25 protein-coding genes and 1 riboswitch are annotated in these 24,552 nt (G+C 72.1%); of the genes, 14 read left to right on the top strand and 11 right to left on the bottom strand.

What is annotated here, in order from left to right; genetic code table 11:
* The 11 genes from Gocc_RS08220 to Gocc_RS08170 are packed head-to-tail and all read left to right on the top strand — an operon-like array spanning position 1 to position 12,263.
* On the top strand, positions 1–1,056 hold the full coding sequence (locus Gocc_RS08220; RefSeq protein ID WP_114796050.1) for a 2,5-dihydroxypyridine 5,6-dioxygenase NicX family protein: 1,056 nt from the start codon (positions 1–3) through the stop codon (positions 1,054–1,056).
* On the top strand, positions 1,053–2,885 hold the full coding sequence (locus Gocc_RS08215; RefSeq protein WP_114796049.1) for a PEP-utilizing enzyme: 1,833 nt from the start codon (positions 1,053–1,055) through the stop codon (positions 2,883–2,885). Before Gocc_RS08220 ends, Gocc_RS08215 begins: the two co-directional genes overlap by 4 nt.
* Positions 2,882–3,658, top strand: coding sequence for a maleate cis-trans isomerase family protein (locus Gocc_RS08210; protein ID WP_245904893.1), 777 nt, complete (start codon positions 2,882–2,884; stop codon positions 3,656–3,658). Before Gocc_RS08215 ends, Gocc_RS08210 begins: the two co-directional genes overlap by 4 nt.
* Positions 3,655–4,746, top strand: a complete 1,092-nt coding sequence (locus tag Gocc_RS08205) for a PEP/pyruvate-binding domain-containing protein (protein ID WP_114796048.1) — start codon at positions 3,655–3,657, stop codon at positions 4,744–4,746. Before Gocc_RS08210 ends, Gocc_RS08205 begins: the two co-directional genes overlap by 4 nt.
* Positions 4,743–5,612, top strand: a complete 870-nt coding sequence (locus Gocc_RS08200) for an FAD binding domain-containing protein (RefSeq protein ID WP_114796047.1) — start codon at positions 4,743–4,745, stop codon at positions 5,610–5,612. Before Gocc_RS08205 ends, Gocc_RS08200 begins: the two co-directional genes overlap by 4 nt.
* The gene (locus Gocc_RS08195; protein ID WP_245904892.1) at positions 5,605–6,102 is read left to right on the top strand and encodes a (2Fe-2S)-binding protein; all 498 of its coding nucleotides are present in this window, start codon (positions 5,605–5,607) and stop codon (positions 6,100–6,102) included. The genes Gocc_RS08200 and Gocc_RS08195 overlap by 8 nt, the downstream gene beginning before the upstream one ends.
* Positions 6,095–8,479, top strand: a complete 2,385-nt coding sequence (locus Gocc_RS08190; protein WP_114796046.1) for a xanthine dehydrogenase family protein molybdopterin-binding subunit — start codon at positions 6,095–6,097, stop codon at positions 8,477–8,479. The genes Gocc_RS08195 and Gocc_RS08190 overlap by 8 nt, the downstream gene beginning before the upstream one ends.
* Positions 8,476–8,928, top strand: coding sequence for an SRPBCC family protein (locus Gocc_RS08185; RefSeq protein WP_181813479.1), 453 nt, complete (start codon positions 8,476–8,478; stop codon positions 8,926–8,928). The genes Gocc_RS08190 and Gocc_RS08185 overlap by 4 nt, the downstream gene beginning before the upstream one ends.
* Positions 8,921–9,550 (top strand): DUF4202 domain-containing protein, encoded by a 630-nt coding sequence (locus Gocc_RS08180; protein ID WP_147281220.1) that lies wholly within the window; start codon positions 8,921–8,923, stop codon positions 9,548–9,550. The genes Gocc_RS08185 and Gocc_RS08180 overlap by 8 nt, the downstream gene beginning before the upstream one ends.
* Positions 9,547–10,428: an alpha/beta fold hydrolase gene (locus tag Gocc_RS08175; RefSeq protein ID WP_114796044.1), complete on the top strand. Its 882-nt coding sequence runs from the start codon at positions 9,547–9,549 to the stop codon at positions 10,426–10,428. Before Gocc_RS08180 ends, Gocc_RS08175 begins: the two co-directional genes overlap by 4 nt.
* Positions 10,425–12,263: a PEP-utilizing enzyme gene (locus Gocc_RS08170; RefSeq protein ID WP_114796043.1), complete on the top strand. Its 1,839-nt coding sequence runs from the start codon at positions 10,425–10,427 to the stop codon at positions 12,261–12,263. Before Gocc_RS08175 ends, Gocc_RS08170 begins: the two co-directional genes overlap by 4 nt.
* A gap of 62 nt (positions 12,264–12,325) precedes the next feature.
* On the opposite strand, the gene sigH is transcribed toward Gocc_RS08170, so the two are convergent.
* The 6 genes from sigH to Gocc_RS08140 all read right to left on the bottom strand — a co-directional run bounded on the left by sigH (position 12,326) and on the right by Gocc_RS08140 (position 17,330).
* Positions 12,326–12,991, bottom strand: coding sequence for an RNA polymerase sporulation sigma factor SigH (sigH, locus tag Gocc_RS08165; RefSeq protein ID WP_114796042.1), 666 nt, complete (start codon positions 12,989–12,991; stop codon positions 12,326–12,328).
* A gap of 224 nt (positions 12,992–13,215) precedes the next feature.
* A complete protein-coding gene (locus Gocc_RS08160; protein ID WP_181813478.1) occupies positions 13,216–13,650 on the bottom strand; it encodes an NYN domain-containing protein in 435 nt (144 codons plus the stop codon).
* Between the two features lie 44 nt (positions 13,651–13,694).
* Positions 13,695–14,396, bottom strand: coding sequence for a 23S rRNA (guanosine(2251)-2'-O)-methyltransferase RlmB (gene rlmB, locus Gocc_RS08155; RefSeq protein ID WP_181813477.1), 702 nt, complete (start codon positions 14,394–14,396; stop codon positions 13,695–13,697).
* Entirely contained in the window at positions 14,393–15,673 is a 1,281-nt protein-coding gene (gene cysS / locus Gocc_RS08150) for a cysteine--tRNA ligase (RefSeq protein WP_114796039.1), read from the bottom strand. Before cysS ends, rlmB begins: the two co-directional genes overlap by 4 nt.
* The gene (locus tag Gocc_RS08145) at positions 15,670–16,734 is read right to left on the bottom strand and encodes a glutamate--tRNA ligase (RefSeq protein ID WP_114796038.1); all 1,065 of its coding nucleotides are present in this window, start codon (positions 16,732–16,734) and stop codon (positions 15,670–15,672) included. The genes cysS and Gocc_RS08145 overlap by 4 nt, the downstream gene beginning before the upstream one ends.
* Positions 16,731–17,330, bottom strand: coding sequence for a glutathione S-transferase family protein (locus Gocc_RS08140; RefSeq protein WP_220150521.1), 600 nt, complete (start codon positions 17,328–17,330; stop codon positions 16,731–16,733). Before Gocc_RS08140 ends, Gocc_RS08145 begins: the two co-directional genes overlap by 4 nt.
* A 60-nt stretch (positions 17,331–17,390) precedes the next feature.
* Between Gocc_RS08140 and Gocc_RS08135 the strand changes: the two genes are divergently transcribed.
* Positions 17,391–18,107, top strand: coding sequence for an HhH-GPD family protein (locus tag Gocc_RS08135; RefSeq protein ID WP_114796036.1), 717 nt, complete (start codon positions 17,391–17,393; stop codon positions 18,105–18,107).
* 3 nt (positions 18,108–18,110) lie between these two features.
* Here Gocc_RS08135 and Gocc_RS08130 read toward each other — a convergent pair whose 3' ends face one another.
* Positions 18,111–18,998, bottom strand: a complete 888-nt coding sequence (locus Gocc_RS08130; protein ID WP_181813476.1) for a homocysteine S-methyltransferase family protein — start codon at positions 18,996–18,998, stop codon at positions 18,111–18,113.
* Positions 18,999–19,012: 14 nt separating this feature from the next.
* Positions 19,013–19,105: riboswitch (SAM riboswitch) on the bottom strand.
* Positions 19,106–19,213: 108 nt separating this feature from the next.
* Positions 19,214–19,636, bottom strand: coding sequence for a DUF7482 domain-containing protein (locus Gocc_RS08125; protein WP_114796034.1), 423 nt, complete (start codon positions 19,634–19,636; stop codon positions 19,214–19,216).
* A 139-nt stretch (positions 19,637–19,775) separates the two neighbouring features.
* On the opposite strand from Gocc_RS08125, the gene Gocc_RS08120 reads away from it, so the two are divergent.
* Positions 19,776–20,453 (top strand): response regulator transcription factor, encoded by a 678-nt coding sequence (locus Gocc_RS08120; RefSeq protein WP_114796033.1) that lies wholly within the window; start codon positions 19,776–19,778, stop codon positions 20,451–20,453.
* Positions 20,450–21,514, top strand: coding sequence for a HAMP domain-containing sensor histidine kinase (locus tag Gocc_RS08115; RefSeq protein WP_114796032.1), 1,065 nt, complete (start codon positions 20,450–20,452; stop codon positions 21,512–21,514). Before Gocc_RS08120 ends, Gocc_RS08115 begins: the two co-directional genes overlap by 4 nt.
* A 37-nt stretch (positions 21,515–21,551) precedes the next feature.
* Here Gocc_RS08115 and Gocc_RS08110 read toward each other — a convergent pair whose 3' ends face one another.
* The 3 genes from Gocc_RS08110 to Gocc_RS08100 are packed head-to-tail and all read right to left on the bottom strand — an operon-like array spanning position 21,552 to position 24,503.
* Positions 21,552–22,400 carry a cupin domain-containing protein gene (locus Gocc_RS08110; RefSeq protein WP_181813475.1) on the bottom strand — a complete coding sequence of 283 codons (849 nt, stop codon included), beginning with the start codon at positions 22,398–22,400 and terminating at the stop codon, positions 21,552–21,554.
* The gene (locus Gocc_RS08105) at positions 22,390–23,502 is read right to left on the bottom strand and encodes a Gfo/Idh/MocA family protein (protein ID WP_114796030.1); all 1,113 of its coding nucleotides are present in this window, start codon (positions 23,500–23,502) and stop codon (positions 22,390–22,392) included. The genes Gocc_RS08110 and Gocc_RS08105 overlap by 11 nt, the downstream gene beginning before the upstream one ends.
* On the bottom strand, positions 23,499–24,503 hold the full coding sequence (locus tag Gocc_RS08100) for an SIS domain-containing protein (protein ID WP_114796029.1): 1,005 nt from the start codon (positions 24,501–24,503) through the stop codon (positions 23,499–23,501). Before Gocc_RS08100 ends, Gocc_RS08105 begins: the two co-directional genes overlap by 4 nt.
* Positions 24,504–24,552: the final 49 nt, after the last annotated feature.

Genomic DNA, 24,552 nt, shown 5'->3' with positions numbered 1-24,552 from the left:
ATGAGCAGCTACTCCCAGTCCTTCGTCGACCTCACCCGCGCGGCACTCGAGATGTGCGGCGTCCAGGAGGGCGAGACGGTGGCCGTCCTCGCCCAGGGCGACCAGCGCGTCGACTATGCACGGACGTTCATGGACGCCGCCCAGAAGCTCGGCGCCACGTCGTACCTCGTCACCCTGCCGGAGGTGTCGTCGAGCCTCGACGGCTCGTTCGGCGCCTGGACCGTCGGCGCGACGCCGCTCGCCCGCAACCGGCCCGTGATCGAGGCCTTGAAGGAAGCTGACCTGCTGATCGACCTGATGTTCCTGCTGTTCTCGAAGGAGCAGCTGGAGATCCAGGCGGCGGGCACGCGCGTCCTGCTCTGCATCGAGCCGGTCGACCTGCTGCAGCGGCTGTTCCCCACACAGGAGATCCGGGAGCGCGTCGAGGCCGGCGAGCAGCTCCTGCGCCAGGCCAAGACCCTGCGGTTCACCAACGAGGCCGGCACCGACGTCACCTACCAGCTCGGCCACTACCCGGTGATGACGCAGTACGGGCACACCGACACCGCGGGCCGGTGGGATCACTGGCCGAGCGGCTTCGTGTTCACGGGCGGCGCCGACGACGGCGTCGACGGGAAGGTCGTGATCGCGCCCGGCGACATCCTGCTGCCGCACAAGTCGTACGTGCAGTCACCGATCGAGCTGACGATCGAGCAGGGCCGCATCGTCGACATCCGCGGCTCCGTCGACGCCGACCTGCTGCGCGACTACATGGCCGCGTTCGACGACGAGCGCGCCTACGGCATCGCGCACATCGGCTGGGGCCTCGACCACCGGGCACGCTGGTCGGCGCTGGCGACCGACACCCGCGGCATGGGCATGGAGGTTCGCTCGTTCTACGGCAACGTGCTCTTCTCGACGGGGCCCAACGGCGAGCTCGGCGGGACGAACGACACCGCCTGCCACGTCGACGTCCCGATGCGCAACTGCAGCCTCTTCCTCGACGACGAGCCGATCGTGCTCGACGGAGACGTCGTCGTTGCCGAGATGAAGGCCGCCGCCGGGACGCGGGCATGAGCGAGGACGCCGGCCGAACGTTCCCGAGCCCGTTCTCGGTCCCCTCGCCGGAGGGTGCAGACGGCTGGGAGGATCTCTACCCCTACTACTACACCTTCTCCGAGGCGCGACGCGACTTCGAGGAGGGCAAGTTCTGGTTCTTCGACGGGATGCACAACCCTGAGCCGGTCTACCCGTTCGACGCGATCATGACCGAGAACTGGGCCGTCGCCGTCAACCAGCTGACGACCCGCGTCTGGCAGATCCCGCCGTCGCTCGGCATCGACCACCGCGTCGTCAACGGTTACCTCTACATCAGCCCCAACGCGATCACCGACCCCGAGCTGGTCGCACAGCGAGCCGAGGTGTTCAGCCGGCGTGCCGGCTACTACTTCGAGCACTGGGACGAGATCTATGCCGCCTGGATCGAGAAGGCGACCGACTGCGTCGAGCGGCTGCAGGCGATCAGCTTCGAGCCGCTGCCCGAGCTCGAGGACGAGCGTGTCGTCCGCGAGCACCACGGCGTCTACTCGACCTACCACCTGCAGCGCCGCTACGCCGACCTGCTGGCGAGCCTGTTCGAGATGGGCTCGTACCACTTCGAGATGCTCAACCTCGGCTACGGCGCCTACCTGACGTTCCGCGAGTTCTGCCAGCGCGCCTTCCCCGGGATCGCCGACCGCACGGTCGCGCGCATGGTGGCCGGCATCGACATCCTGCTGTTTCGGCCCGACGACGAGGTCCGCAAGCTCGCGCGCCTCGCCATCGACCTCGGGCTCACGGAGGCCGTGCTCACCCAGGGTGATCCGTCGGCGCTGCTCGCCGCAATGGGCTCGCTGCCGCGCGGACGGGAGTGGCTCGAGGCGCTCGAGGCAGCGAAGGACCCGTGGTTCTGGTATTCGACAGGCGCCGGCTACACCCACACCGACAGGGCGTGGATCGACGACCTGCGCCTGCCTCTGAACGCGCTGCGCGGCTACGCGCAGCGCCTCCTCAACGGCGAGACGATCGAACGGCCGCTCGAGCAGATCGTGGAGGAGCGCGAGCGGCTCACGGCCGAGTACCGGGCGCTGCTCGGCGACGACGACCGAGCCACCTTCGACGGCCTCGTCCAGCTCGCCCGCACCGTCTACCCGTATGTCGAGAACCACAACTTCTACGTCGAGCACTGGCACCACTCGATCTTCTGGTCGAAGGTGCGCGAGCTCGGCCGCGTGTTCGTCGCCCACGGGTTCTTCGCCGACGAGGAGGACATCTTCTTCCTCCGCCGCACCGAGGTGCACGACGCCCTCTACGACCTCTGCATCGGCTGGGCGACGGGCACCGACGCGCGCGGGCCCTCGTACTGGCCGGACGTCGTGCGGCGGCGCCGGGACGTCTACGAGCGACTGCGCGCGTGGACGCCGCCCCCCGCGCTCGGGCGCCCACCCGAGGAGATCACCGAGCCCCTCACGATCATGCTGTGGGGGATCACGCAGGAGGTCGTCGACGAGTGGCTCGGCGGCAAGGAGGAGGACGCGGCGATCCTGAACGGCGTCGCCGCCTCCGGCGGCGTCGCACGCGGGCGCGCGCGCGTGGTCACGACGAGCGACGGCCTGCACGACGTCCAGCCCGGCGAGATCCTCGTGTGCCGCATCACCGCGCCGTCGTGGGCGCCGGTGTTCTCCACGATCGCCGCCGCGGTCTCGGACATCGGCGGGATCATGGCGCACACCGCGATCGTCTCCCGCGAGTACGGCCTGCCCGCCGTTGTCGGCACCGGCTTCGCGACACAGCGGATCCGCACGGGGCAACTGATCGAGGTCAACGGCGACGACGGCGTCGTGACGCTGCTCGAGGAGGCACCGTGAGCGACCAGGCACGCCGTGTGGGACTGATCGTCCCGAGCTCGAACACGACCATGGAGACCGAGCTGCCCGAGCTCTTCCGGCGGCGCGGCCTGACGACGGGAGAATCGTTCACCTGGCACTCCGCACGGGCGCGCCTGTCGCACGTCACGGCCGAGGAGCTCGACCGGATGGTGCAGGCCTCCGACGTGGCCGCCCAGTCGCTCGCCGACGCCCCGGTCGAGGTGATCGCGTACGCCTGCCTCGTGGCCGTGATGGCCCGCGGGCCGGGCGCCCACCGTGACGTGCAGGCACGACTCGAGGGCGCGCTGGAGCAGTCACCCCGTCAGCCGCCGGTCGTCACCAGCGCGGGAGCCCTGATCGACGGTCTGCAGGCGATCGGCGCCCGGCGCGTCGCAATGATCACTCCCTACATGCGGCCGCTCGCCGAGCTCGTGGCCGACTACGTCCGCGCCGAGGAGATCGAGGTGGCCGACCTCGTGGCGCTCGAGGTCTCGGACAACGTCGAGGTCGGGCGCATCCCGTCGCACGTCCTCGTCGAGCAGGCACGCCGCGTCTGCGACCGCGACGACCTCGACGCGCTCGTCCTCTCCGCCTGCGTGCAGATGCCCAGCCTGGAGGTGGTCGAGCTCGTCGAGGGCGAGGTCGGCATCCCGGTCGTGACCGCCGCGACGGCAACGGCGCGGTCGATCCTGCTCGCGCTCGGCCTGTCGCCGACGGTCGCCGGCGGCGGCCGCATGCTCGCCGCGGACGTCGCCGCGACCGGTGCGCCATGAGCGCCGCCGACACGCTCGTCCTCTGGCTCGACGAGGTCGGAACCGACTCGGGCGCGCTCGTCGGGGGCAAGTTCTCGAGCCTCGGCGAGATGGCGGCCGCCGGTTTCGCCGTGCCGCCCGCGTTCGCCGTCACGACCGACGCCTACCGCACGTTCATGGGCGACGGCAGGCTCGGCGAGCTCGCCCGGAGCGCCCGCACGGCCGCCCACGGAGGCGACCTGCTCGCGATCGAGGACGCCGCCGCGACGATGCGCGAGGCGATCGAGTCGACGCCCCTGCCGGCTGCCGTCGCCGACGCGGTCGCGGAGGCCTACGCGCGTCTATGCGAGCGAGCCGGCAGCCCCGACGTGCCGGTCGCGGTCCGTTCGAGCGGCGTCGCCGAGGATCTCGCCGGAGCGAGCTTCGCCGGGCAGTACGAGACCTATCTGTGGGTCATCGGCGTCGACGCGGTGCTCGAGCACGTCCGCCGCTGCTGGACGGGCCTGTTCGGCGCCGCGGTGCTCACCTACCGGCCAGGTGACGGCAACGGCACCGTCGTCGACGTGGGCATGGCCGTCGTCGTTCAGCAGCTCGTGCAGCCCCGCGCCGCCGGTGTGATGTTCACGCTCGACCCGGTCACGGGTGACCGCTCGAAGATCGTGATCGAGGCAGGCTGGGGGCTCGGCGAGGCCGTCGTCGCCGGTGAGGTCACGCCCGACCGGTTCCGGCTCGACAAGGTCACGCTCGACGTCGTCGACCGGGCGATCGTGGAGAAGGCGTCCGAGTACCGTTTCGAGCCGGGCACCGGCGTGCAGTTGCGCCAGGTGCCCGACGATCGGCGCCTCGAGCCGTGCCTCGAGGAGGCGCAGGTGGAGGCGCTCGCCGCGCTCGCGAAACGGATCGAGGCCCATCGCGGCGCCCCGCAGGACATCGAGTGGGCAGTCGACGAGGCCGGCGCGGTGCACGTGCTGCAGGTGCGCCCCGAGACCGTCTGGAGCCGCCGGCCGGTCCCGACCGTCTCCGCGGGTGCGGGCAGCGCCGTCGACCTCGTGCTGAGCACGTTCGTCAGCGGCGGACGCCTCGCGCCGAAGGACGACGGCGGCTCGTGAAGCCGGCGCCGTTCACGTACATCCGGCCCGACAGCGTCGAGAGCGCCATCACGGCCCTGGCCGAGAACGCCGGCGCCCGGCCGCTCGCCGGCGGCCAGAGCCTCGTGCCGATGCTGCACATGCGACTGATGCAGCCGGCGGCGCTCGTCGACCTCAACCGCGTCGCCGGGCTCGCCGGGATCGTCGTCGACGGCGACGGGCTGACGGTGGGAGCGCTCACGCGCTACTCCGAACTCGAGTCCTCGCCCCTCGTCGCCGAGCGGCTGCCGTTGCTGCAGCACGCCGTCCGCTTCGTCGGCGACCGCCAGGTCCGCAACCGGGGCACCCTCGGCGGCAGCCTCGCGCAGGCCGACCCCGTCGGCGAGATGCCGCTCGTGTGCCTCGCGCTCGGCGCCGTCGTATGCGCGCAGAGCCGGGAGGGCGTGCGCGAGATCCCGCTCGACGACTTCCTGCTCGGACCCTACACGACCACGCTCGAACCCGACGAGCTGATCGTGGCGGTCCGCTTCCCCGAGGCGCCGGCCGCCTACGGGTTCTTCGAGGTGTCGCGGCGTCACAACGACTTCGCCGTGCTCGCGGTCGCGGTGACCGGCACGCGGGGCGCCGACGGCGCGTGGCAGGAGCTCCGCCTCGCCCTCGCGGGCGTCGACGACCGGCCTGTCCTCGTGCCCGAGGCAGTCCGTCGCCTGGAAGGCACCACCCTCGACGCCGGCTCGATCGACGCAGCCGTGCAAGCGTGTCTCGCGGTGATCGACCCCCCGTCGGACGTGCGGGCCTCCGAGGAGTACCGGCGGCACCTCGCCGGCGTGCACGTCGAGCGCGTCCTCAGGCGCCTGCGCGACGAGGAGGCGGCGCTCCGTGGCTGACGCACCCGAGCGGGTCGAGGTCGCCGTGACGGTGAACGGACGACTCTATCGCCGGTCGGTCGAGCCGCGCCTCCACCTCGCCGACTTCCTGCGCCGCGAGCTCGGTCTGACCGGCACGCACATCGGCTGTGAGCAGGGCGTGTGCGGCAACTGCACCGTGCTCGTCGGCGACGACGCGGTGAAGTCGTGCCTGCTGTTCGCGGCCCAGGCCGACGGGATGGAGCTGACGACGGTCGAGTCCCTCGCGGGCCCCGACGAGCTCTCGCCGCTGCAGCAGGCGTTCAAGGACGAGCACGCGCTGCAGTGCGGCTTCTGCACGCCGGGGTTCCTGATGACCGCGACCGCGCTGGCCCGTCGCGGGTCCGTGCCGACGCGCGACGAGATCCGCGGCGAGCTCGCCGGCGTGCTGTGCCGGTGCACCGGCTACGAGCCGATCGTGACCGCCGTCGAGCGGCACCTGCAGGCAAGGCGGGGCGAGGGTCGTGGCTAGCGTCCTCGACTCCGAGCGCGCCGTGCGCGCGGGGGGTGTCGGCGACCGCGTGCCGCGGCGCGAGGACGACCGCCTACTGCGCGGCGACGGACGCTTCAGCGACGACGTCGAGCCGGCCCACGCGCTCCACATGGCGGTCGGCCGCTGCCCGTTCCCGCGGGCGCGCGTGCTGTCGGTCGACGTCTCGGAGGCGCTCGCGCTCGACGGCGTCGAGCAGGTGATCGTCGGCCGCGAGGTCGTCGAGCGAACGAACCCGATCTCGGTGCTGCGCCCCGTGCCCGGGGCGCCCGATCTCCCCAACTACGCGATGGCCACCGATATCGCGATCTACGAGGGACAGCCCGTCGTCAGCGTCGTCGCGGTCGACCGCTACGTCGCCGAGGACGCGATCGAACGGATCGCGATCGACTACGACCCGCTCCCGCACGTGCCCGACGTGGTCGCCGCGATGGAGAACGGCCCCGTGCTCTATCCAGACGTGCTCCCGACCAACCTGCTCACGGTCAACTCGCAGGGCGCCGGCGATCCCGAGAGCATGCTCGCGCGCGCCGACGTCGTCGTCTCTGACCGATTCTGGATCAACCGCGTCACCGCGCTGCCGATGGAGACGCGCGCCGTCGTGGCAGAGTGGCGCTCCGGCGGCCGCGAGCTGCTTGTCCACCACTCGACCCAGGTGCCGCACCTCGTGCGCGTGCAGCTCGGCGAGGCGCTCGGCCTCGACGAGGGCGCGATCCGCGTCGTCGTCGGCGATGTCGGCGGCGGCTTCGGGCTGAAGCTCGGCATCTACCCCGAGGACGTGCTCGCGTGCCTCCACGCCAAGGACACGCGCCGGCCGGTCAAGTGGGTGGAGGACCGGACGGAGCACTTCCGCGCCTCCACGCACGGCCGCGAGTCGGTGCACGACGCCCGCCTCGGCGCGAGCCACGACGGCACCATCCTCGCGCTCACCGACGTCTACGCCACCGACCTCGGCGCGCTCAACTCGCCGTTCGGCTCCGCCCAGCTGACGACGATCACCTTCCCCGGCCCCTACCGCGTCCGCGACGCGCACATGGAGCGCCGCGTCACGCTGACGAGCAAGACCCCGATCGGCGCCTACCGCGGCTACGGCCAGCCGGAGTCCAACTTCGTGCGCGAGGTGCTGGTCGACCGCCTCGCCCGCCGTCTCGGTCGCGATCCGCTCGACCTGCGCCTCCAGAACATGCTCCAGCCCCACGAGCTGCCGTGGCAGAACCCCGCCGGCGCCGTCTACGACAGCGGCGACTACGGGCGCTGCCTGCGGATGGCCGCCGACGCGGTCGACTACGAGGGGCTGCGCGCCGCGGGACGCGGCCCCCGCGCCGACGGACGCCACGTCGGCGTCGGGCTTACCTCGTTCGTCGAGCGGACGGGCTACGCGAGCGCGAAGTTCCTCGCGGACCGCGGCTCGCGCTTCGGCGTCCACGAGAGCGTGACGCTGCGGGCCAACCGCTCCGGTGGCGTCGACCTCTACACGGGCGTGCCCTCGTTCGGCCAGAGCCCGGAGACCGCGTTCGCCCAGGTGTGCTCCCAGGCGCTCGGCATCGACGTGGACGCCGTCTCGGTCCACGTCGGCGACACCGCCGCCTCGCCGGTCAACACCGGCTCGTTCGCCTCACGCACGATGATCGCGGCCGCGGGCGCGATCGAGCGGGCAAGCCTCGAGCTTGCCGCGAAGACGCTGCGGATCGCGGCGTCGCTGCTCGAGGTCGATGCCGACGACCTCGAGATCGCCGGGCGCGAGGTTCGCGTCGTCGGCGACCACGCGATCAGGCTCCCGCTCGCTCGCGTCTTCGAGACGGCGATCATCGGACAGGGGCTGCCTGCGGACGAGGCGCCGGGCCTGGACGCGACCGTCCACTACGAGCCCGAGGCGGCCGCATACGCGTACGGCAGCGCCGCCGCCGTGGTCGCCGTCGACGCCGCCACCGGCGACTTCGACATCGAGCACTTCGTGGTCGTGCACGACTGCGGCACCGCCGTCAACCCGATGCTCGTCGAAGGGCAGGTGCTGGGCGCCCTCGCACAGGGCTTCGGCGCCGCGCTGATGGAAGAGATCCGCTACGACCCCGACACAGGTCAGCTCCTGAACGGCTCGATGCTCGACTACTTCGCGCCGACGGCCGCGGACCTGCCGGAGGTCGAGCTGTATCACACCGAGGTGCCCTCACCCGTGACGCCCTTCGGTGTCCGCGGCGTCGGCGAGATCGGCACGATCCCGCCCGGGGCCGCGCTCGCCAACGCCATCTGCGACGCGCTCGCCGACTTCGGCGTCGAGATCGGCCGGCTGCCGATCACGCCCGAGCTCGTCTGGCGCGCACTCCGGCAAGCAACCGGGCGGAAGGGAGGCACGCCGTGAAGGTGTCCGAGTCGTTCGTGGTCGCCGAGCCGCGCGAGGCCGTCTGGGAGGTGGTCGGGGTGGTCGAGCGGGTGGCGCGCTGCCTCCCCGGCGTCGAGCAGGTGACGATGCTCGAGGACGGCAGCTCGAACCTGCGCATCACCCAGTCGCTCGGGCCGATGAACGCGACCTTCGACGCGAAGATGCGCATTACAGGCGTCGAGCCCGGCCAGTCGATCAGCTTCTCGGCCACCGGCCGGAGCGTCCGCGGCGCGGCCGGCAACGTGCGGGTGACGAACGTCGTCCGGCTCGAGGACGACGGCGCAGGGGCGACGCGGGTCGTCCTGGAGGCCGACGTCGCGCTCGGCGGCATGCTCGGGGTCGTCGGCGGGAAGGTGGTCGCGCGGCAGGCGGCGCAGGCCGCGAAGCAGTTCGCGGAGGCGCTCGAGCGCGAGGTGCGCGGTGCCTGACGGGGTGATCGTCACGCCGGCGCCCGGCGCACTCCCCGCCGACCGCGCCTTCAGCGACGAGTTCCTGGAGCTGCGGCGCCTCGCGCTCGAGTGGATCGGCCCGTACTACGACGGCGTGCACCTGTCACGGGCGGGCGACTGGCTGCTCGCAGTCGAGCCCGAGGCGCCGGAGCCGCTCGTGCTGGCCGCGCTGATGCACGACATGGAGCGTTCGATCCGCGGCGGCCCCATCCTCGACAAGGGGCGACAGGCATGGGACGACGTCGACTACAACCGCGCCCACTGCGACCGGTCGGCTGCGGTGGTCGCCGGTTGGCTGGTCGGCAAGGGGGCGTCCGCGCGCTTCGTCGAGGGCGTGCTGCCGATTCGCGAGCACGAATTCGGCGGCTCGCCCGAGGGCGACCTGATGCAGGCAGCCGACTCGATCTCCTTCCTCGAGGTGAACGGGCAGCTCGTCGCGGGCTGGGTGCTGGACGGATCGTGCAGCCTCGAGAAGGGCCGCGAGAAGCTCCGTTGGATGTGCGAGCGGGTGCGCCTCGATCACGCCCGCGCCACCGCCCGTGACCGGCTCGAGGCCGTGCTGGCCGAGCTCGATCAGCGCCTCGCCGAGGCGGCGTCGTGAGCACGCACGCGCCCCCGACGCAACCGGTCGGACGCAGCCGCACGGTGGAGGCGAACGGCCTCCGCCTGCACTTCCTCGAGTACGGCGCGGCGCACCTGCCCGCCCTCGTGATCCTTCCGGGAATCACCAGCCCCGCGGTGACCTGGGAGTTCGTGGCTCTCGAGCTCGCCTCCGAGTTCCGCGTCCTCACCATGGACGTGCGCGGGCGCGGTCTCTCGGAGCGGGGACGAAGCTACGCGCGGGAAGAGCTCGCGCGCGACGTCGCGGAGGCGCTCGCGGCGCTCGAGCTCGACCGGCCGGCGGTTCTCGGCCACTCCGCCGGCGCCCGCATCGCCGCCGCGTTCGGCGCGCTCTACCCGGCGCTGCGAGGCCCGCTGGTCGTGGCGGACCCGCCGCTGAGCGGGCCCGGGCGCGCGCCGTACCCGACCCCGGTGGAGGCGTTCGTCGAGTCGCTCCGCCTCGCCCGGGCCGGCGCCAGCGCCGACGACATGCGACCGTTCTTCCCGACCTGGACGCAGGAGCAGCTCGAGCTCCGCGCCGCCTGGCTCGGCACCTGCGACGAGACGGCGGTGGTCGAGACCCACCGCCTCTTCCACGAGGAGGACTTCTTCGAGGACTGGGTGCGCCTGCACTCTCCCACCCTGTTCGTCTGGGGCGGCGCCGGCCCCGTCGTCGGCGAGACCGGCGCGGCGGAGGTCGCGGCGGCCAACCCGGCGGCCGAGGTCGCCGTCCTGCCCGGCGCCGGCCACATGCTGCCCTGGGACGACCTGGCCGGCTTCCTCGCGATCGTCCGACCGTTCCTCGCCCGCACCCTGCACGGCCGGGGCGCGCCCGGCGGGGCCGACCCGTTGCCCGAAACCGATGGAGGAGCACGATGAGCGACCGCGCACCGGCGAACTTCCAGAGCCCCTTCGAGGTGGAGACGCCCGAAGGCGCGGAGGGCTGGCAGCGCCTCTACCCGTACTACGCCTGCTTCAGCGAGGATCGCCGCGCGTTCGAGGACGAGAAGTTCTGGTTCCACGACTCGATGCACTACCCCGAGCCGATGTACCCCTTCGACCTGCTGATGCCGGAGAACACCTGGCTGATCCTCAACCAGAACACCACCAAGGTGTTCGTCGTGCCGACGGCGCTCGGGCTCGACCACCGGGTCGTGAACGGCTACGTCTACGTCAGCCCCACGATGATCACCGACCCCGACGAGATCGCTCGTCGCGCCGCGTACTTCAACCCCCGCGCCGGCCACTACTTCGAGAACTGGGACGAGATCTACGAGAACTGGGTGGCCAAGGCAAACGACTGCCGGCAGCGACTGACGCGCATCACGTTCGAGCCGCTGCCCGACGTCGAGCCGGACGAGGTCGTGACGCAGGCGCGCGAGCTGACGAGCGGCTTCCACCTCGCGCGCTCCTACAACGAGCTGCTCGAGAACGTGCAGGAGATGGCGTACCTGCACTTCGAGATGCTCGGCCTCGGCTACGGCGCCTACATGACGTTCCGTGAGCTCTGCCAGCGCGCGTTCCCGGGCATCAGCGACCAGAACGTCGCCAAGATGGTCGCGGGGATCGACATCCTCATGTTCCGGCCGGACGACGAACTCCGGAAGCTGGCGCGGCTCGGTGTCGAGCTCGGTCTCGTCGACCAGCTCGCTCGCGGCGACACACCGGAGGCTGTGCTCTCCGCCGTCGCGCAGGCGCCGAGGGGAGACGAGTGGATCGCCGCGCTGGAGACGGCGAAGGAGCCGTGGTTCTGGTTCTCCACCGGCGCCGGGCTCACGCACGGGGACAGGGCGTGGATCGACGACCTGCGGACGCCGTTCGGCGCGCTGAAGACGTACGTCGAGAAGCTCGTTCGCGGCGACGAGATCGACCGGCCGCTCGAGGGCGTGCAGGCCGAGCGCGACCGCATCACCTCGGAGTACCGGGCGCTCCTCGGCAGCGACGACGATCGTGCCGCCTTCGACGGCCTCGTCGCGCTCGCCCGCACCGTCTACCCGTTCGTCGAAAACCACAACTTCTACGCGGAGCACCAGCACTACTCGCTGTTCTGGAACAAGGTGCGGGAGCTCGGGGCGGTCTTCGCCGCCCACGGCTTCCTCGACGACAAGGAGGACGTCTTCCTGCTGCAGCGGCACGAGGTCCACCCGGCGCTCGCCGACCTGATCACCGGCTGGGCGACCGAGACCCCCGACCGGCGCGCGTACTGGCAGCGCGAGGTGGCCGACCGCAAGCGGATCATGGAGGCGCTGCGCCGCTGGTCGCCGCCTCCCGCTCTCGGCAAGGTGCCTGACTCGATCACGGAGCCGTTCACCGTGATGCTGTGGGGCATCACCGAGGAGACGGTCGACCGCTGGCGCAACGCGGGCGGCGACGACTCCGGCGTCCTGCAGGGCATCGGCGCCGCACCCGGCGTGGCCGAGGGGCCGGCACGCGTGATCTTCTCCGCGGCCGAGCTCGAGGACGTCGAGGACGGGGAGATCCTCGTCTGCCCGATCACGGCGCCGAGCTGGGCGCCGGTCTTCAGCCGCATCAAGGCGGCCGTGTCGGACATCGGCGGGATCATGGCGCACGCCGCGATCGTGTCGCGCGAGTACGGGCTTCCCGCCGTCGTCGGCACCGGGTTCGGCACGAAGCGAATCCGTACGGGTCAACGCCTTCGTGTCGACGGCGCCGCGGGCACGGTCGAGATCCTCGAGGACGACACCGGCGCTTGACGTCGACGACCGAGGCCTCCAGCCGCAGGCCTCGGTCGCAGGAGGAAGCGGAAGGCGCCGGCTCAGGCGGGGACCGCGCGCGACGCCTGGTGCGCGAGGATCTTGCGCTTCACGCGCTGGAGCGCGTTGTCGATCGTCTTCGTGTCGCACCCGAGCTCGTCGGCCATGTCGTCGTACGAGCGGCCGTCGAGGTAGAGGCGCAGCGCATCGGACTCGAGCGAGGAGAGGCTCGAGCCGAGGCAGCCGACGAGGCTCTGCAGCTCCTCGGTGGAGATGACGCAGATGGACGGGTCGTTCGTGCTCGGGCCCGGGAGCGCGTCGCCGAGCGTGCAATCGCCCTCGCCGTCCTGCCCGGCGGGCGAGTGGCTGAAGGACACGTACGTGTTCAGCGGTGCGTGCTTGAACCTCGTCGCCGTCTTGATCGCCGTGATGATCTGCCGCGTCACGCACAGCTCGGCGAAGGAGCGGAACGAGGTCTCCTTGTCGTGGCGGAAATCGCGCACCGCCTTGTAGAGGCCGATCATCCCCTCCTGGATGAGGTCGTCCGCGTCGCCGCCGGCAAGGAAGTACGAGCTCGCCTTGAGCCGCACGAACCCGTGGTAGCGGCGCATCAGCTGGTCGAGCGCGGCCTGGCTGCCGTTGCGCGCCTTGATCACGAGCTGCAAATCCTCAAGCTCGCGTTGAACCTTCTGTGGTGACTTCGGTGCGGCGGCTGTGCGCGCGGGCATCGCTTCTCCCCTGGATTTCCGTGGTTTTTCGTTCCGGTCTCCGGGGCTCGAGCGTCAAGTCTCACCCTGAAGTCGAGGGAGAAGCTAGCACCTTCTTGCGAGCGTTACAACCCCTTTGCAGTTCTTGCATGGTGATTAGAACAGATGTTCGTGCCTGGTTTCGCACCGGCCTTGCGCGCGCGGCACACACGCCGCTGCGGCCCGCCCCGACGGTGGAGCGCGGCTCAGTCGAGCCCGCGGCGAAGCCGCTCGAGCCTGGCCCGGGTTGCCTCGTCGACGCGGTCGCGCAGCCGGGACGCGTCGCTCTCGTCGTGGACGATGGGCTCGAGGCCGCCGAGGAACGTCGCCGACGAGATCTTGCGCACCTCCTGGCCCGAGGTGCCGCGCACGGCGGCGTCGGAGGAGACGAGGCAGACGCGTTCGCGGCCGCGATGCTCGGCTGCGAGGCGCTCGAGCAGCGTGTCGGCGTTCGCGGCGAAGCGGACGGCGAGCGCGCCGACATCGAGATCCTCTCCTCCGCCGTCGAAGACGACGACGCCCCGGGCGCCGCGCAGGGCCACGAAGCTCGCGAGCCGGTCGATCAGCATGCGCGCGTCCTCGTAGCCGCCGGCGTGCAGGAGGTTGTAGCCGTCGAACAGGTAGAGCGTCGGCTCGGGCACGCGACCATCGTACGGGCGGACGCGGCGGCGCATCCGCCGCCGGATCAGGAGCGCTGCCGCCGCGCCTCGTAGAGGAGCACCGCGGCGGCAACGCTCACGTTCAGCGATTCGACGCCGTCGGCGAGCGGGATCGACACCGCCCCGTCGCAGGTCCTGCGCACGAGGGGACGCACGCCCTTGCCCTCGGCACCGAACACGAGCGCGACGCCAGCCGTGAGGTCGGTGCGCCACATCGTCTCCGCGGCGTCGGCGGAGGCTGTATACGACCACAGGTCGGGGCGCTTGATGTCGGAGAGGAAGCGGGCCAGGTTGGGGACGACGGCGATCGGAAGGTGCTCCACCGCCCCGGCCGACGCGCGGCAGACGGCCGCGGTCACGGTTGCCGACCCGTGCGCCGGGACGATGACGCCGTCGGCGCCCGCTCCGGCCGCGCTACGGGCGACGGCGCCGAGATTGCGGGGGTCGGTGACCTGGTCGAGGCAGGCGAGAAGCGGCGCTTCGCCCGCGGCGAGCTCCCAGGCATCCGCGTACGGATAGGGCTGGGCCCAGGCCACGACCCCCTGGTGGTCGGGGCTGCCCGCAGCCTCGGTCAGCTCGCGCTCCTTGCGCACCTGGGCGCGAGGCCCCTCGGCGATCCAGTCGAGCGACGCGGCCGCCCGCTCGGACACCCACAGCTCCAGCACCTCCCGCCGCCCCCGTAGCGCCTCGCGCACGGCGTTGCGCCCGTAGACGAGGTCGCGCGTCACCGGAGCGGCAGGAGCTCGAAGCCGTCGGCGACGTCCCGCACTTCCCACCCGGAGGCCGCGATCGAGGCGCGAAGCCGGTCGGCCTCGGCGAAGTCGCGGGCGGCCCGTGCCGCCTGCCGCTCGCCGGCGAGGCGGACGACCTCGGCGGGAGGCTGCGGCCGCTCGTCGAGGGAGGCGAGGCCGAACAGGGCGAGACCGCGCCGCAGCTCGTCGAGCGCGCCGGCGCGCGCCCACTCGTGCAGCAGCGCGAGCGCCGCCGGGGTGTTGAAGTCGTCGTCGAGCGCCGCGGCGAACAGGCCCCAGTCGCCCTCGGCGCGCCGCGCGCCGCGCAGGGCGTTGCGGAGGCCCTCGACCTGGGCGCGCGCGGCGGCCATCGTCCCGGCCGAGAAGTCGATCGGCTTGCGCCAGTGCCCGGAGAGGAAGAAGAGGAGCGCCGTCTCACGGCCCCACTCGTCGATCACGTCGCGGATCGTCGCCACGTTGCCGAGCGACTTCGACATCTTCTCGCCGGTGAAGCGCAGCATCCCGTTGTGCATCCAGATCCGCGCGAAGGGCCGGCCCAGCGCCAGCGACTGGGCGCGCTCGTTCTCGTGATGCGGGAACACGAGGTCGAGGCCGCCGCCGTGGATGAGGAACTCGGGCCCGAGCGTCTTCTCGGCCATCGCGGAGCACTCGATGTGCCACCCGGGCCGGCCGCGTCCCCACGGCGACTCCCACCAGGTGTCCTCCCCCTCTTTGGTCGCCTTCCAGAGGGCGAAGTCGCGGGGATCCTCCTTGAGCGGGTTCGGCTCCTGCTCCTCCACCTGGTCGGGCCGCTGGCCCGAGAGCGCCCCGTAGCTCTCGAAGCCGGCGACACGGAAGTAGACGTCGCCGCCGGCCTCGTAGGCATGGCCGGAGGCGACGAGCTCCTCGACGAGCGCCACGATGTCGGGGATCGTCTCGGTCGCACGCGGGAGCTCGTCGGGCATGCCGAGGCCGAAGGCCTCGATGTCCTCCAGGTACCAGCGCGTCGCCTCCAGGGCGCGCTCGGCGCTTCTGCCCGGCGCGGCCTCGTAGATCTTGTCGTTGACGTCGGTGATGTTGTGGACGAACGTGACGGCATGGCCGCGCTCGCGCAGCCAGTTGCGCAGCCACGAGAAGACGACGAAAGGGCGCGCGTTGCCGATGTGGGCGCGCTGGTAGACGGTGGGCCCGCACACGTACATGCCGACCGGCGCGGGCGGCGCGGGCAGCGCGACGAGCGCCCGCGTCGACGTGTCGTAGAGGCGCACCGTCATCGGGGTGTTATAGCCGCGCCCGCGCGCGCGAGCGCCTCGTCGCGGTCGAGCGCCGCGAGGACGGTCCACAGCTCGGGGCCGCGCTCGGCGCCGGTGAGGGCCAGCCGCAGCGCCTTCAGGCTCGCGCCGACGGCCTTGAGCTCGCGGACGATCGACCGCGCCGCGTCCTCGTCGAGCCGCGCCGGCCCCGGAGCGCGCAGCTCGGCGAACCGCTCCATCGTCGCGCGGGCCTCCTCGCCCAGGCTCACCGCCTCGGGCGCGGTGATCTGCCGGGCGATCGCGCGCGCCTCGACCAGCGTGCGCGCGCCCCGGAGGGCGCGGGCGAGATCGACCGGAGCCCCGGCGGCCGCCGCGAGGTCGTCGTCCGGCATCGCGTCGATCGCGTCGATCGCGAGCCGCTGCAGCCGCGCCGCATCGAGATGGACGTCGTGGCGCGGGAGGTCGAGCTCGTCGAGGTAGGCGCGCACGGCCGCCGCCGGGATCCCCTCTGCGCGGAGTTGCGCGACCGACGCGTGTGCGGCGCGCTTCGACAGCTTCCGGCCGTCCGCGCCGAGCAGCAGGCCGTGATGGATCACCTCGGGGAGCTCGCCGCCGAGCGCCCGCGCGATCCGCCGCTGCAGCTCCTCGTTCGGCCGGTGGTCGGATCCCCTGACGATGTGGGTGATGCGCAGATCGAGATCGTCGGCGACGGTGGCGAGCTGGTAGGTGGCGCTGCCGTCGGGGCGCGCGAGCGTGGTGCCGCCGAGCCGCACGGAGCCGTCGTCGTCGCGCACGGCGCCGTGCGCGAGCGCCCGCTCGACCGCGTCCGCGTAGAGGGCGCCGCGCTCGCTCTGGCGCACCGGCCCCTCGTCCCACTCGACGCCGAGCCAGGCGAGGTCGTCGAGGATGGCCGTTTCCCCGCCGGGGAGGTTGCGCGCCGGATCGGTGTCGTCGATGCGCAGCACGAGCATGCCGCCGTGCGCGTCCGCGAAGGCGCGGTTCGCGACGGCGCTGAGCGCGTTGCCGAGGTGGAGCGAGCCGGTGGGGCTCGGCGCGAAGCGGACGCGGACGCCCCGGCTCATGCGTCGATCGGAATATGCCCCGGCTGGCTCGCGACCCGATCGAGCCACGCCCGCACGGCGGGATACGGCGCCAGGTCGAAGCGGCCCTCGTGGGCGACGTGCGTGTAGGCGTAGAGCGAGATGTCGGCCAGGGTGTAGCGCTCGGCCACGAGAAAGGATCGCCCTGTGAGGTGGGCTTCCATCGCGTCGAGAGCGACGTAGCCGTGCGCAGTCCGCTCGGCGATCCGCTGCGCGTGCTTTTCGGCCTCGCCCGAATAGGCGACGAGGAAGCGGACGACGGCGATCGACGGCTCGTGCACGTACTGCTCGAAGAACTGCCACTGCAGCACCTGCGCGCGCTCGTAGCGATCCTCGGGCACGAAGCGCGTGCCGTCGCCGAGGTACCAGAGGATGGCGTTCGACTCCGCCAGCGGCCGGCCGTCGTCGAGCACGAGCGTCGGCACCCGCAATGCCGGGTTCAGCCCGCCGAGCACCTCCGCGCGGTCGGAGCGGTCGACGACGCTCAGCTCGTGCAGCTCGAGCGGGACGTCGAGCTGGGCGGCGAGCAGCCGCACCTTGTAGCAGTTGCCCGAGACGGCAGAGTTGTAGAGGAGCACGCCGCAACTCTCGCACATGCACCCGCCCGGGCAAGCCGCGCGTCGCTCTACGATCGCCGTATGGAGTCGCTGCTCTTGATCTGGTACGGCCGCAGCAGCCGCGATCTGCCGTGGCGGCGGACGAAGGATCCGTACGCGATCCTCGTCAGCGAGGTGATGCTGCAGCAGACGCAGGTCGATCGCGTCGTGCCCCGTTACCTCGCCTGGCTCGAGCGCTGGCCGACGTGCGAGGCCCTGGCGGCCGCCTCTCCCGCCGAGGTGATCCGCGAGTGGCAGGGGCTCGGCTACAACCGCCGCGCCCTCGCCCTCCATCGCGCCGCGCAGGCGATCGCCGCCGACGGCTGGCCGGACGACCTGACGGAACTGCCCGGCGTCGGGCCGTACACGGCGGCGGCGATCCGCAGCTTCGCGCTCGGCGAGGACGTGCTGCCGCGCGACGTCAACGTCGAGCGCGTGCTGCGGCGCACGGGGCACCGCTTCGGCAGCGCCGCGGCGCAGGCGCTGATGGATCTCGGCGCGACGATCTGCCTCGCCCGCGTGCCGCGCTGCGCGCGCTGCCCGCTCGCGGATCGCTGCCCGTCGCGCGGCACCCGCGACGAGCCGGCACGCAAGCAGGGACGCTTCGAAGGGTCGTTCCGGCAGCGCCGCGCCGCCGCACTGCGCGCGGTCGCATCCGCGCCTCGCAGCCTCGCGGACATCGACCCCGAGGCCGTCGCGGCGCTCGCGCGCGACGGCCTCGTCGTCGTCGACGGCGGCCTCGTGCGCCTCCCCGCCTGAGCGTCAGCGCCCGAGCGCGCGGGCGATGGCGGCGACGTGCGCGGGCGTCGAGCCGCAGCAGCCGCCGACGATGCGCGCACCCTGCTCCACGTAGCGGGCCACGTGCTCGGCGAGCATGTCCGGGCCGGCCTCGTAGACGACCTCCGCGCCCACGATCTTCGGCACGCCCGCGTTCGGCTTCACCCACACGGGGATCTCTCCGGCCGCGGCGAGCACCTCGGCGACGACGACGTCGGTGTCCTCGAGCGAGCGGCCGCAGTTCGTGCCGACGGCGGCGACGCCCGACGAGGCGACGGCGGCGACGGCGTTCGTGGGGCTGAGGCCCATCATGGTGCGCGTCCCCATGTCGAAGCTGAACGAGACCACGACCGGCAGGTCGGTCGCGCTCCGCGCCCCCTCGAGCGCCCAGACGGCCTCCTCGACCGCGAACAGCGTCTCCAGCACGAGCAGGTCGACGCCTCCGTCCGCCAGGGCCAGAGCCTGCTCCGCGTACGCCTCCACGCAGGCGTCGTGCGTCAGCAGCCCGTAGGGCTCGATCAGCGCCCCGGTCGGCCCCATCGAGCCGGCGACCAGCCGTCCCTCGCCCGCCCCCTCCCGCGCGAGCTCGGCGGCGCGCAGGTTCACCTCGCGCGCCCGTCCGATCAGCGGGCCCTCGACGAGCCGCAGGCTCGTCGCCCCGAACGTGCACGTGAGGACGATGTCGGCGCCGGCGTCCGCGAACGCGCGATGCAGCTCGACGACCCGCTCGGGCGCGTCGAACAACCACTCCTCGGGGGCGACGCCGGGCTCCATGCCCATCGTCTGGTAGTTCGTGCCGGTCGCACCGTCGGCGATCAGCACGCCGCGCTCGGCGAGCAGCTCGGTGAACGACGTCGTCTGCACGGTGCCCATGGTCTCCTCCTCGCTCGACATCCACCCCGGGTGTGGCACCTTGCGCCGTGGTGCGCAGGTTGCCGAGGCGTCGCAGGGCCGGGACCCTCAGCCTCTCTCGATGTGAAGCGGCATGGCACCGCGTCCGAGGCCCAGGATAGCGACCGGCGCCCGTTCCGCGAGGGGGTGCTCCGCGCGACGACGAAGCACCCCCCTCGAACGGCAGGCCCTTCTGCCTACAGCACCGGGCAGTTGACGACGATCGGCGTTGCCTTCACCGTCGCCTCCCCGCTCGCGACGGCCTTCTTCACGGCCGCGGCGGAGCGGAGCACGCGCGCGCTGACGCCGTCCTTCCACGTCACGAGCCGCACCGCCCACAGCGGCGTGTAGCCCTTCTGCCCCGGCACCGTGTCGATGATGTTGCGCTGTCCCGCTGCTCCGTTGCTCGGGAACACCCAGATCGGGGCGACCCTGTTCCCTCCGGCGAGCTTGACGGGGCCCAGGTCGTAGTACGACACGATCTGATCGCGGTAGTACCCGAGCGTCGCCCCGCGGTTGAACGTCTTCACCGAGCCGTCCCCTGCCGCCGCCAGCGCCGGGACGGCGAGGGCGAGCGAGAGCGCGGCGAGAGCGGCGAGCAGTGCGGCGATGCGCCTCATGGCAGATCCTCCTGTCGTTTGTGGTGGAGCGCAGCGACCGTAGACCCCGTCCCTTACGCAGGCGTGAACGTGTGCCGAACGCGGCCTTACGCGGCCCGAGTTAACCCCGCTGAAAGAAAGCGGCACGCACAATGGGGCCATGACCACCGTCCTCGTCGTCGACGACGAGCCGATCGTGCGCGAGGTCGTCGTGCGCTATCTCGAGCGCGAGGGCTACGAGACGCTCGAGGCCGACCGGGGCGACAGCGCCCGCGAGCTGCTCGAGCGGCGAACGCCCGACCTCGTCGTGCTCGACGTGATGCTGCCCGGCGGCGACGGTCTCGAGCTGTGCCGCTGGATCCGCTCGCGCTCCGAGCTCCCCGTTATCCTGCTCACCGCGCGCGGCGAGGAGGCCGACCGCATCGTGGGGCTCGAGCTCGGCGCAGACGACTACGTGACGAAGCCGTTCTCCCCGCGCGAGCTCGCCGCGCGCGTGCGCACCGTGCTGCGCCGCGCGCGACCGGCCGCCGAGGTGTCGGAGCGGCTGGCGTTCGGCGACGTCGTCATCGAGCCCGGCACGCGCGAGGTGCGAAAGGCCGGGACGGAGGTGAGGCTGACGGCGAGGGAGTTCGACCTGCTCGCCTTCCTCGCGGGCAACGCGCGCCGGGTGTTCGGGCGCGATCAGCTGATGAGCCGCGTGTGGGGATACGAGGCGGCGCTCGACACCGGCACCGTAACCGTGCACATGCGGAGGCTGCGCGAGAAGATCGAGGACGATCCCTCCGCGCCGCGACACCTGCAGACCGTCTGGGGCGTCGGCTACCGCCTCGTGCCGTGATCGGCTACGCGGCCGCGATCGCGGCGCTGACCCTCGGCGTCGGCCTCGCGCTCGCCTTCGTGCTGCGGCTGCTGCCGACCGTGCGCCTGCAGCTCGCCGGCCTCGCGGCGCTGGCGGTCTGCCTGCCGCTGGCGTCGGTGCTGCTCTCGGGCTGGGTGATGTTCCACATGGGCGCCGACGTCAAGATCCTCGCCGTGTCGACGGCATCGGCGACCGTCGCCGTCGTCGCGGGGCTCGTGCTCGCGCACTCGATCGCGCGCTCGCTGGAGCGCGTCCGCGGCGCCTCGAGCCTACTGGCCGGCGGCGACCTGTCCGTGCGGGCGCCCGAGTCCGGCCCCGCGGAGGTCGCGGACATGGCGGTGGCATTCAACGCGATGGCCTCCAACCTCGAGCAGCTCTTCGACGCGCGCCGCGAGCTCGTCGCCTGGGCGAGCCACGACCTGCGCACACCGCTCGCCAACATGCAGGCGATGCTGGAGGCGCTCGAGGACGGTCTCGCCGAGCCGGCCGACTACCTGCCGGCGCTCGGCGAGCAGGTGCAGGCGCTGGCCCAGCTCGTCGACGACCTGTTCGAGCTCGCCCGCATCGACGCCGGCGCGCTCACGCTGGAGCTGCAGGAAGGGTCGCTCGCCGGCGTCGTCGCCTCGTGCCTGCGCGGCGTCGAGGCGGAAGCCCGGTTGCGGCAGGTCAACCTCGCATCCGAGGTTGACGCATCGGCGACCGCCTGCTTCGCGCCCGACAAGGTGGAGCGCGTCCTGCTCAACCTGCTCGTCAACGCGCTCCGCCACACGCCGTCCGACGGCTCCGTCGCCGTCTCCGTGCAGCCGCTCGAGGACGTCGTCCGGGTCACGGTCGAGGACACCGGCGACGGCCTGGAAGATGACGCGCAGCAGCGGATGTTCGACCGCTTCTGGCGCAGCGACCGGGCGCGCTCCCATCGCGGAGCGGGCCTCGGCCTCGCGATCGCGCGCGGGCTCGTCGAGGCCCAGGGCGGCCGTATCTGGGCCGAGAACCGGCCGGGTGGCGGCGCCAGAGTGTGCTTCACGCTGCCGGCGGCCTGACGGGCCCCGTGCGGCGCCTCCGCTTCGCCCACCTCCGTCAGGCAGAGCGAGCGTACGACGGGGCGACGCCGACAACCGCATCGACCGGTCCCGTGCCCTCACCCTGAAGCCGGTACGTGGTGCCGAAGGGCAGGTACGCGGCATCCCAGCGTCCGAGCTCCATCGTACTCCGGGCACCGTTCCACTCGGCGTGCACGGCGAGCTTCCCGTCCTCGACGAAGACCAGGACGTCTCCCCCGCGGGCCACGGAATCGCTCGATGACCCGGGAACGAGCCTCACCGTCGTGACGGTGAGGTGCTCGGTACTGGCGACGATGCCGACGAGCGCGTCACCCTCTAGCCGGTGGGTGCGGTCGGCCGCTCTGATCGGATGGAGCGTTCCGCCGTCGGCTCGATGCGCGCCTGGCAAAGCGCCGATCAGAGCGTCGTCGCCGTACGCCCACTTGCCCTCAGGAAGATACGGCCTCGTCCGCGCATACGGACCCGACGCACCGGTCGACGGAGGCGGCGCGAAGAACTCGAGCACGCGCACGGGCTCCGCGCCGAAGGAGAAGCCGTGATGCCAGGTGTTCTTCCGAAAGAACACGCTGTCGCCCGTCTCGAGACGGACTACCTCGCCCGTCTCGGGGTTCGCCAGCACGAACGTGCCCTGGAGCACGTGGAGAACCTCATCCGCGCCGAACACCGTTCGGAAGTCCCCCGAGTGGCGAAAGCACCCACCAGGCTCCATCCCGAACACGATCGTGTGAAGGAGGCCGCTCGACACGTAGATCCAGTCGTCCACGAGACCGGCTTCGGCGTCACCCCACGTGTGCCGCGCGACGTCCGCGAACGGCAGCGCCGTCGGCTGGTCGAACGTCGGGCGCGGCGACGGTTCATATCCCATCGTGGCTTCGCCTGTCGTGCGAGCGGTGTGCCTCCTCGGCTGCGAGCATCGCGCCGTCGTACACAGGCTCCGGGAACCCCGTCCGGATCTGCCGGGCGACCCCGTCGCGACCTGCCGCCTGCGCGGCGAGCATGATCTCGAGCGCGTGCAGGGCATGCTCGGGGCGCGTCGCTGTGGGCACTCCCGCCTCGACGCAGTCCACGAGGTGTCGCAACCCGTCGGTCCACTGCCAGTGCGGGTCGGCCTCGGGCATGAGCCTCCAGGAGGCCTCCTCGTTCCGCCACAGCTCCCAGCCCTCCGGCGCCCAGTCGTCGCCGAGGAGCTGCGCCGTGCCCTCCGACCCGTACAGCTCGACGGCCGGTGACCGGTAGCGCTGCATCGTGAACCCGGTGCTCACGACCGCGAATCGCGCGTCGCCGAAGTCGAGGAGCACGTGCGCGTTGTCGTCGGCCTCGACCGGGATCACCCGCCCGCTCACATCACGCTCGGGGATCGCCGTGCCGACCATCGCCGTGACGCGACGCGCAGGACCGAAGAGCGCGCAAAGCGTCGTCACGTTGTAGACACCGAGGTCGAAGAGCGATCCGCCCCCCGGCCGGTAGAACCAGTCCGCCCACCACGGCCCGGCCCAGCCGTAACGCGCCCGACCGGACAGCAGCCGCCCGATCCTACCCTCCCGGACGCAGGCGTGGATCGCGCGGAACGTCGGGCTGAGGAGGACGTGAGGCGCGCAGACGAGCAGGCCCGGCGCCGTCTTCGCGAGCTCGACGAGCGCTGACGCTTCCTCGAGGCTCGTCGCGAGCGGCTTCTCGACGAGGACGTGCTTGCCGGCCTCGAGGGCTGCGCGCGAGAGCGGCCCGTGCTCGTTCATACTCGTCAGCACCAGCACGACATCGACGTCGTCGCGCGAGATGAGCGCGCCGGGACCGGCGAGGTCGGGCTCGACGTCGTAACGACCGGCAGCGCCGCGGCGCTTCCGGTCGTCGACGTCGTACACCGCGGCGACGTGGACGCGCCCATGCGCGTGCAGTCGATCGATCATCCCTGCGTACGGTCCGGCGAAGACGCTGCCGCACCCGAGGACACCGATCCCGAGGCTCATGCCGAACCGCGCGCAACGGCGTAGTAGGCGTCCGTCCAGGAGGGCTGGTCGACGTCGAGCTTGCGCTCCGTCCCGAGCCTGGCCGAAAGGGCGATCAGAGCAGGGAAGGTCGTCAGCGCGGCCAATCGCCGATCGCCGCGCGCCCCACCCGGTGCCCGCAGGACGGTCGCACCGCGTGCGGCGCAGATCGCCTCGGCCTCGTCGATGACCGCGTCGGGTCCGGTCGGGAGGCTCACGACGACGTGCCCGGGACCGAGCGGGTACATCGCGGACGTCGCGCCCTCCCGGGTCTCGACTCCCTCCGCCGGGAGACACGCGACCTCCTTCAGCAACAGCGCCCCCTCGAGCGCGCCTGCCCAGGCCGGGCCCGAGCCGAACACCACCCCCGCCGACGGCGCGAGGCACGGCAGGGCGAGCGCCCACTCCTCGGCCGCCTCGCAGGACCCCTCCACGGCATCCGGCGCATCGAGCACGGCGGCACGGAGTCCCGCGTCGCCCGTGATCGTCGCCCAGACGGCCAACGCCACCAGCACGTTCCCGCAGAATCCCTGCGTGTGCGTCACTGCGTCCTGCGACTCGATCGTGACGAGACCGACGGCGTCGGCGCGCGAGCCGATCGTCGATCCCGGGCTCGCCGTGACAGCGGCGAACGGGGTCGGTGCGCCGGCATCGAGAGCCTCGATGACGTCGCGCATCTCGCCGGACGACGAGAACGCGAGCAGCGCGTCGCCCTCGCGCCAGCGGAACGCTCCCTTCGCCACGAGTCCTGCCGGCAGAGCAAGGACGTCCGGGCCGCTCCGGCCGTCGAGGGACGCGAGCCAGAGAGCGACGGCGGCATAGTACGCCGCGCCGTTCCCGGTCGCGACGATCCTCCGCACGCCCGGGTCGCCGAGAAGTCGCGCGACCGCGTCGATCCCCTCCGTGTCGGACGCCGTCCTGGCGAGCGACTCGGGGACGGCAAGGGTTTCCCTCCAGAGGTACGTCTCACGCCACGAAGCCATGGTCGGCAACCATACCAATCGGACGAGTCACATACCAGTGACAGACCAC

Source organism: Gaiella occulta (assembly GCF_003351045.1).
GTDB classification, from domain to species: domain Bacteria; phylum Actinomycetota; class Thermoleophilia; order Gaiellales; family Gaiellaceae; genus Gaiella; species Gaiella occulta.
The sequence above is the reverse complement of the archived record's forward strand: the minus strand, read 5'-3'. Positions and strand labels throughout refer to the sequence as shown.

Bases quoted from the DNA above. Each gene is read 5' to 3' on its own strand.
- Gocc_RS08130 (WP_181813476.1), bottom strand. From the start codon at position 18,998: ATGGGCACCGTGCAGACGACGTCGTTCACCGAGCTGCTCGCCGAGCGC.
- Gocc_RS08110 (WP_181813475.1), bottom strand. From the start codon at position 22,400: ATGGGATATGAACCGTCGCCGCGCCCGACGTTCGACCAGCCGACGGCG.
- Gocc_RS08215 (WP_114796049.1), top strand. From the start codon at position 1,053: ATGAGCGAGGACGCCGGCCGAACGTTCCCGAGCCCGTTCTCGGTCCCC.
- Gocc_RS08120 (WP_114796033.1), top strand. From the start codon at position 19,776: ATGACCACCGTCCTCGTCGTCGACGACGAGCCGATCGTGCGCGAGGTC.
- Gocc_RS08145 (WP_114796038.1), bottom strand. From the start codon at position 16,734: ATGAGCCGGGGCGTCCGCGTCCGCTTCGCGCCGAGCCCCACCGGCTCG.
- Gocc_RS08135 (WP_114796036.1), top strand. From the start codon at position 17,391: ATGGAGTCGCTGCTCTTGATCTGGTACGGCCGCAGCAGCCGCGATCTG.
- sigH (WP_114796042.1), bottom strand. From the start codon at position 12,991: ATGCCCGCGCGCACAGCCGCCGCACCGAAGTCACCACAGAAGGTTCAA.
- cysS (WP_114796039.1), bottom strand. From the start codon at position 15,673: ATGACGGTGCGCCTCTACGACACGTCGACGCGGGCGCTCGTCGCGCTG.
- Gocc_RS08220 (WP_114796050.1), top strand. From the start codon at position 1: ATGAGCAGCTACTCCCAGTCCTTCGTCGACCTCACCCGCGCGGCACTC.
- Gocc_RS08125 (WP_114796034.1), bottom strand. From the start codon at position 19,636: ATGAGGCGCATCGCCGCACTGCTCGCCGCTCTCGCCGCGCTCTCGCTC.
- Gocc_RS08100 (WP_114796029.1), bottom strand. From the start codon at position 24,503: ATGGCTTCGTGGCGTGAGACGTACCTCTGGAGGGAAACCCTTGCCGTC.
- Gocc_RS08105 (WP_114796030.1), bottom strand. From the start codon at position 23,502: ATGAGCCTCGGGATCGGTGTCCTCGGGTGCGGCAGCGTCTTCGCCGGA.
- Gocc_RS08170 (WP_114796043.1), top strand. From the start codon at position 10,425: ATGAGCGACCGCGCACCGGCGAACTTCCAGAGCCCCTTCGAGGTGGAG.
- Gocc_RS08205 (WP_114796048.1), top strand. From the start codon at position 3,655: ATGAGCGCCGCCGACACGCTCGTCCTCTGGCTCGACGAGGTCGGAACC.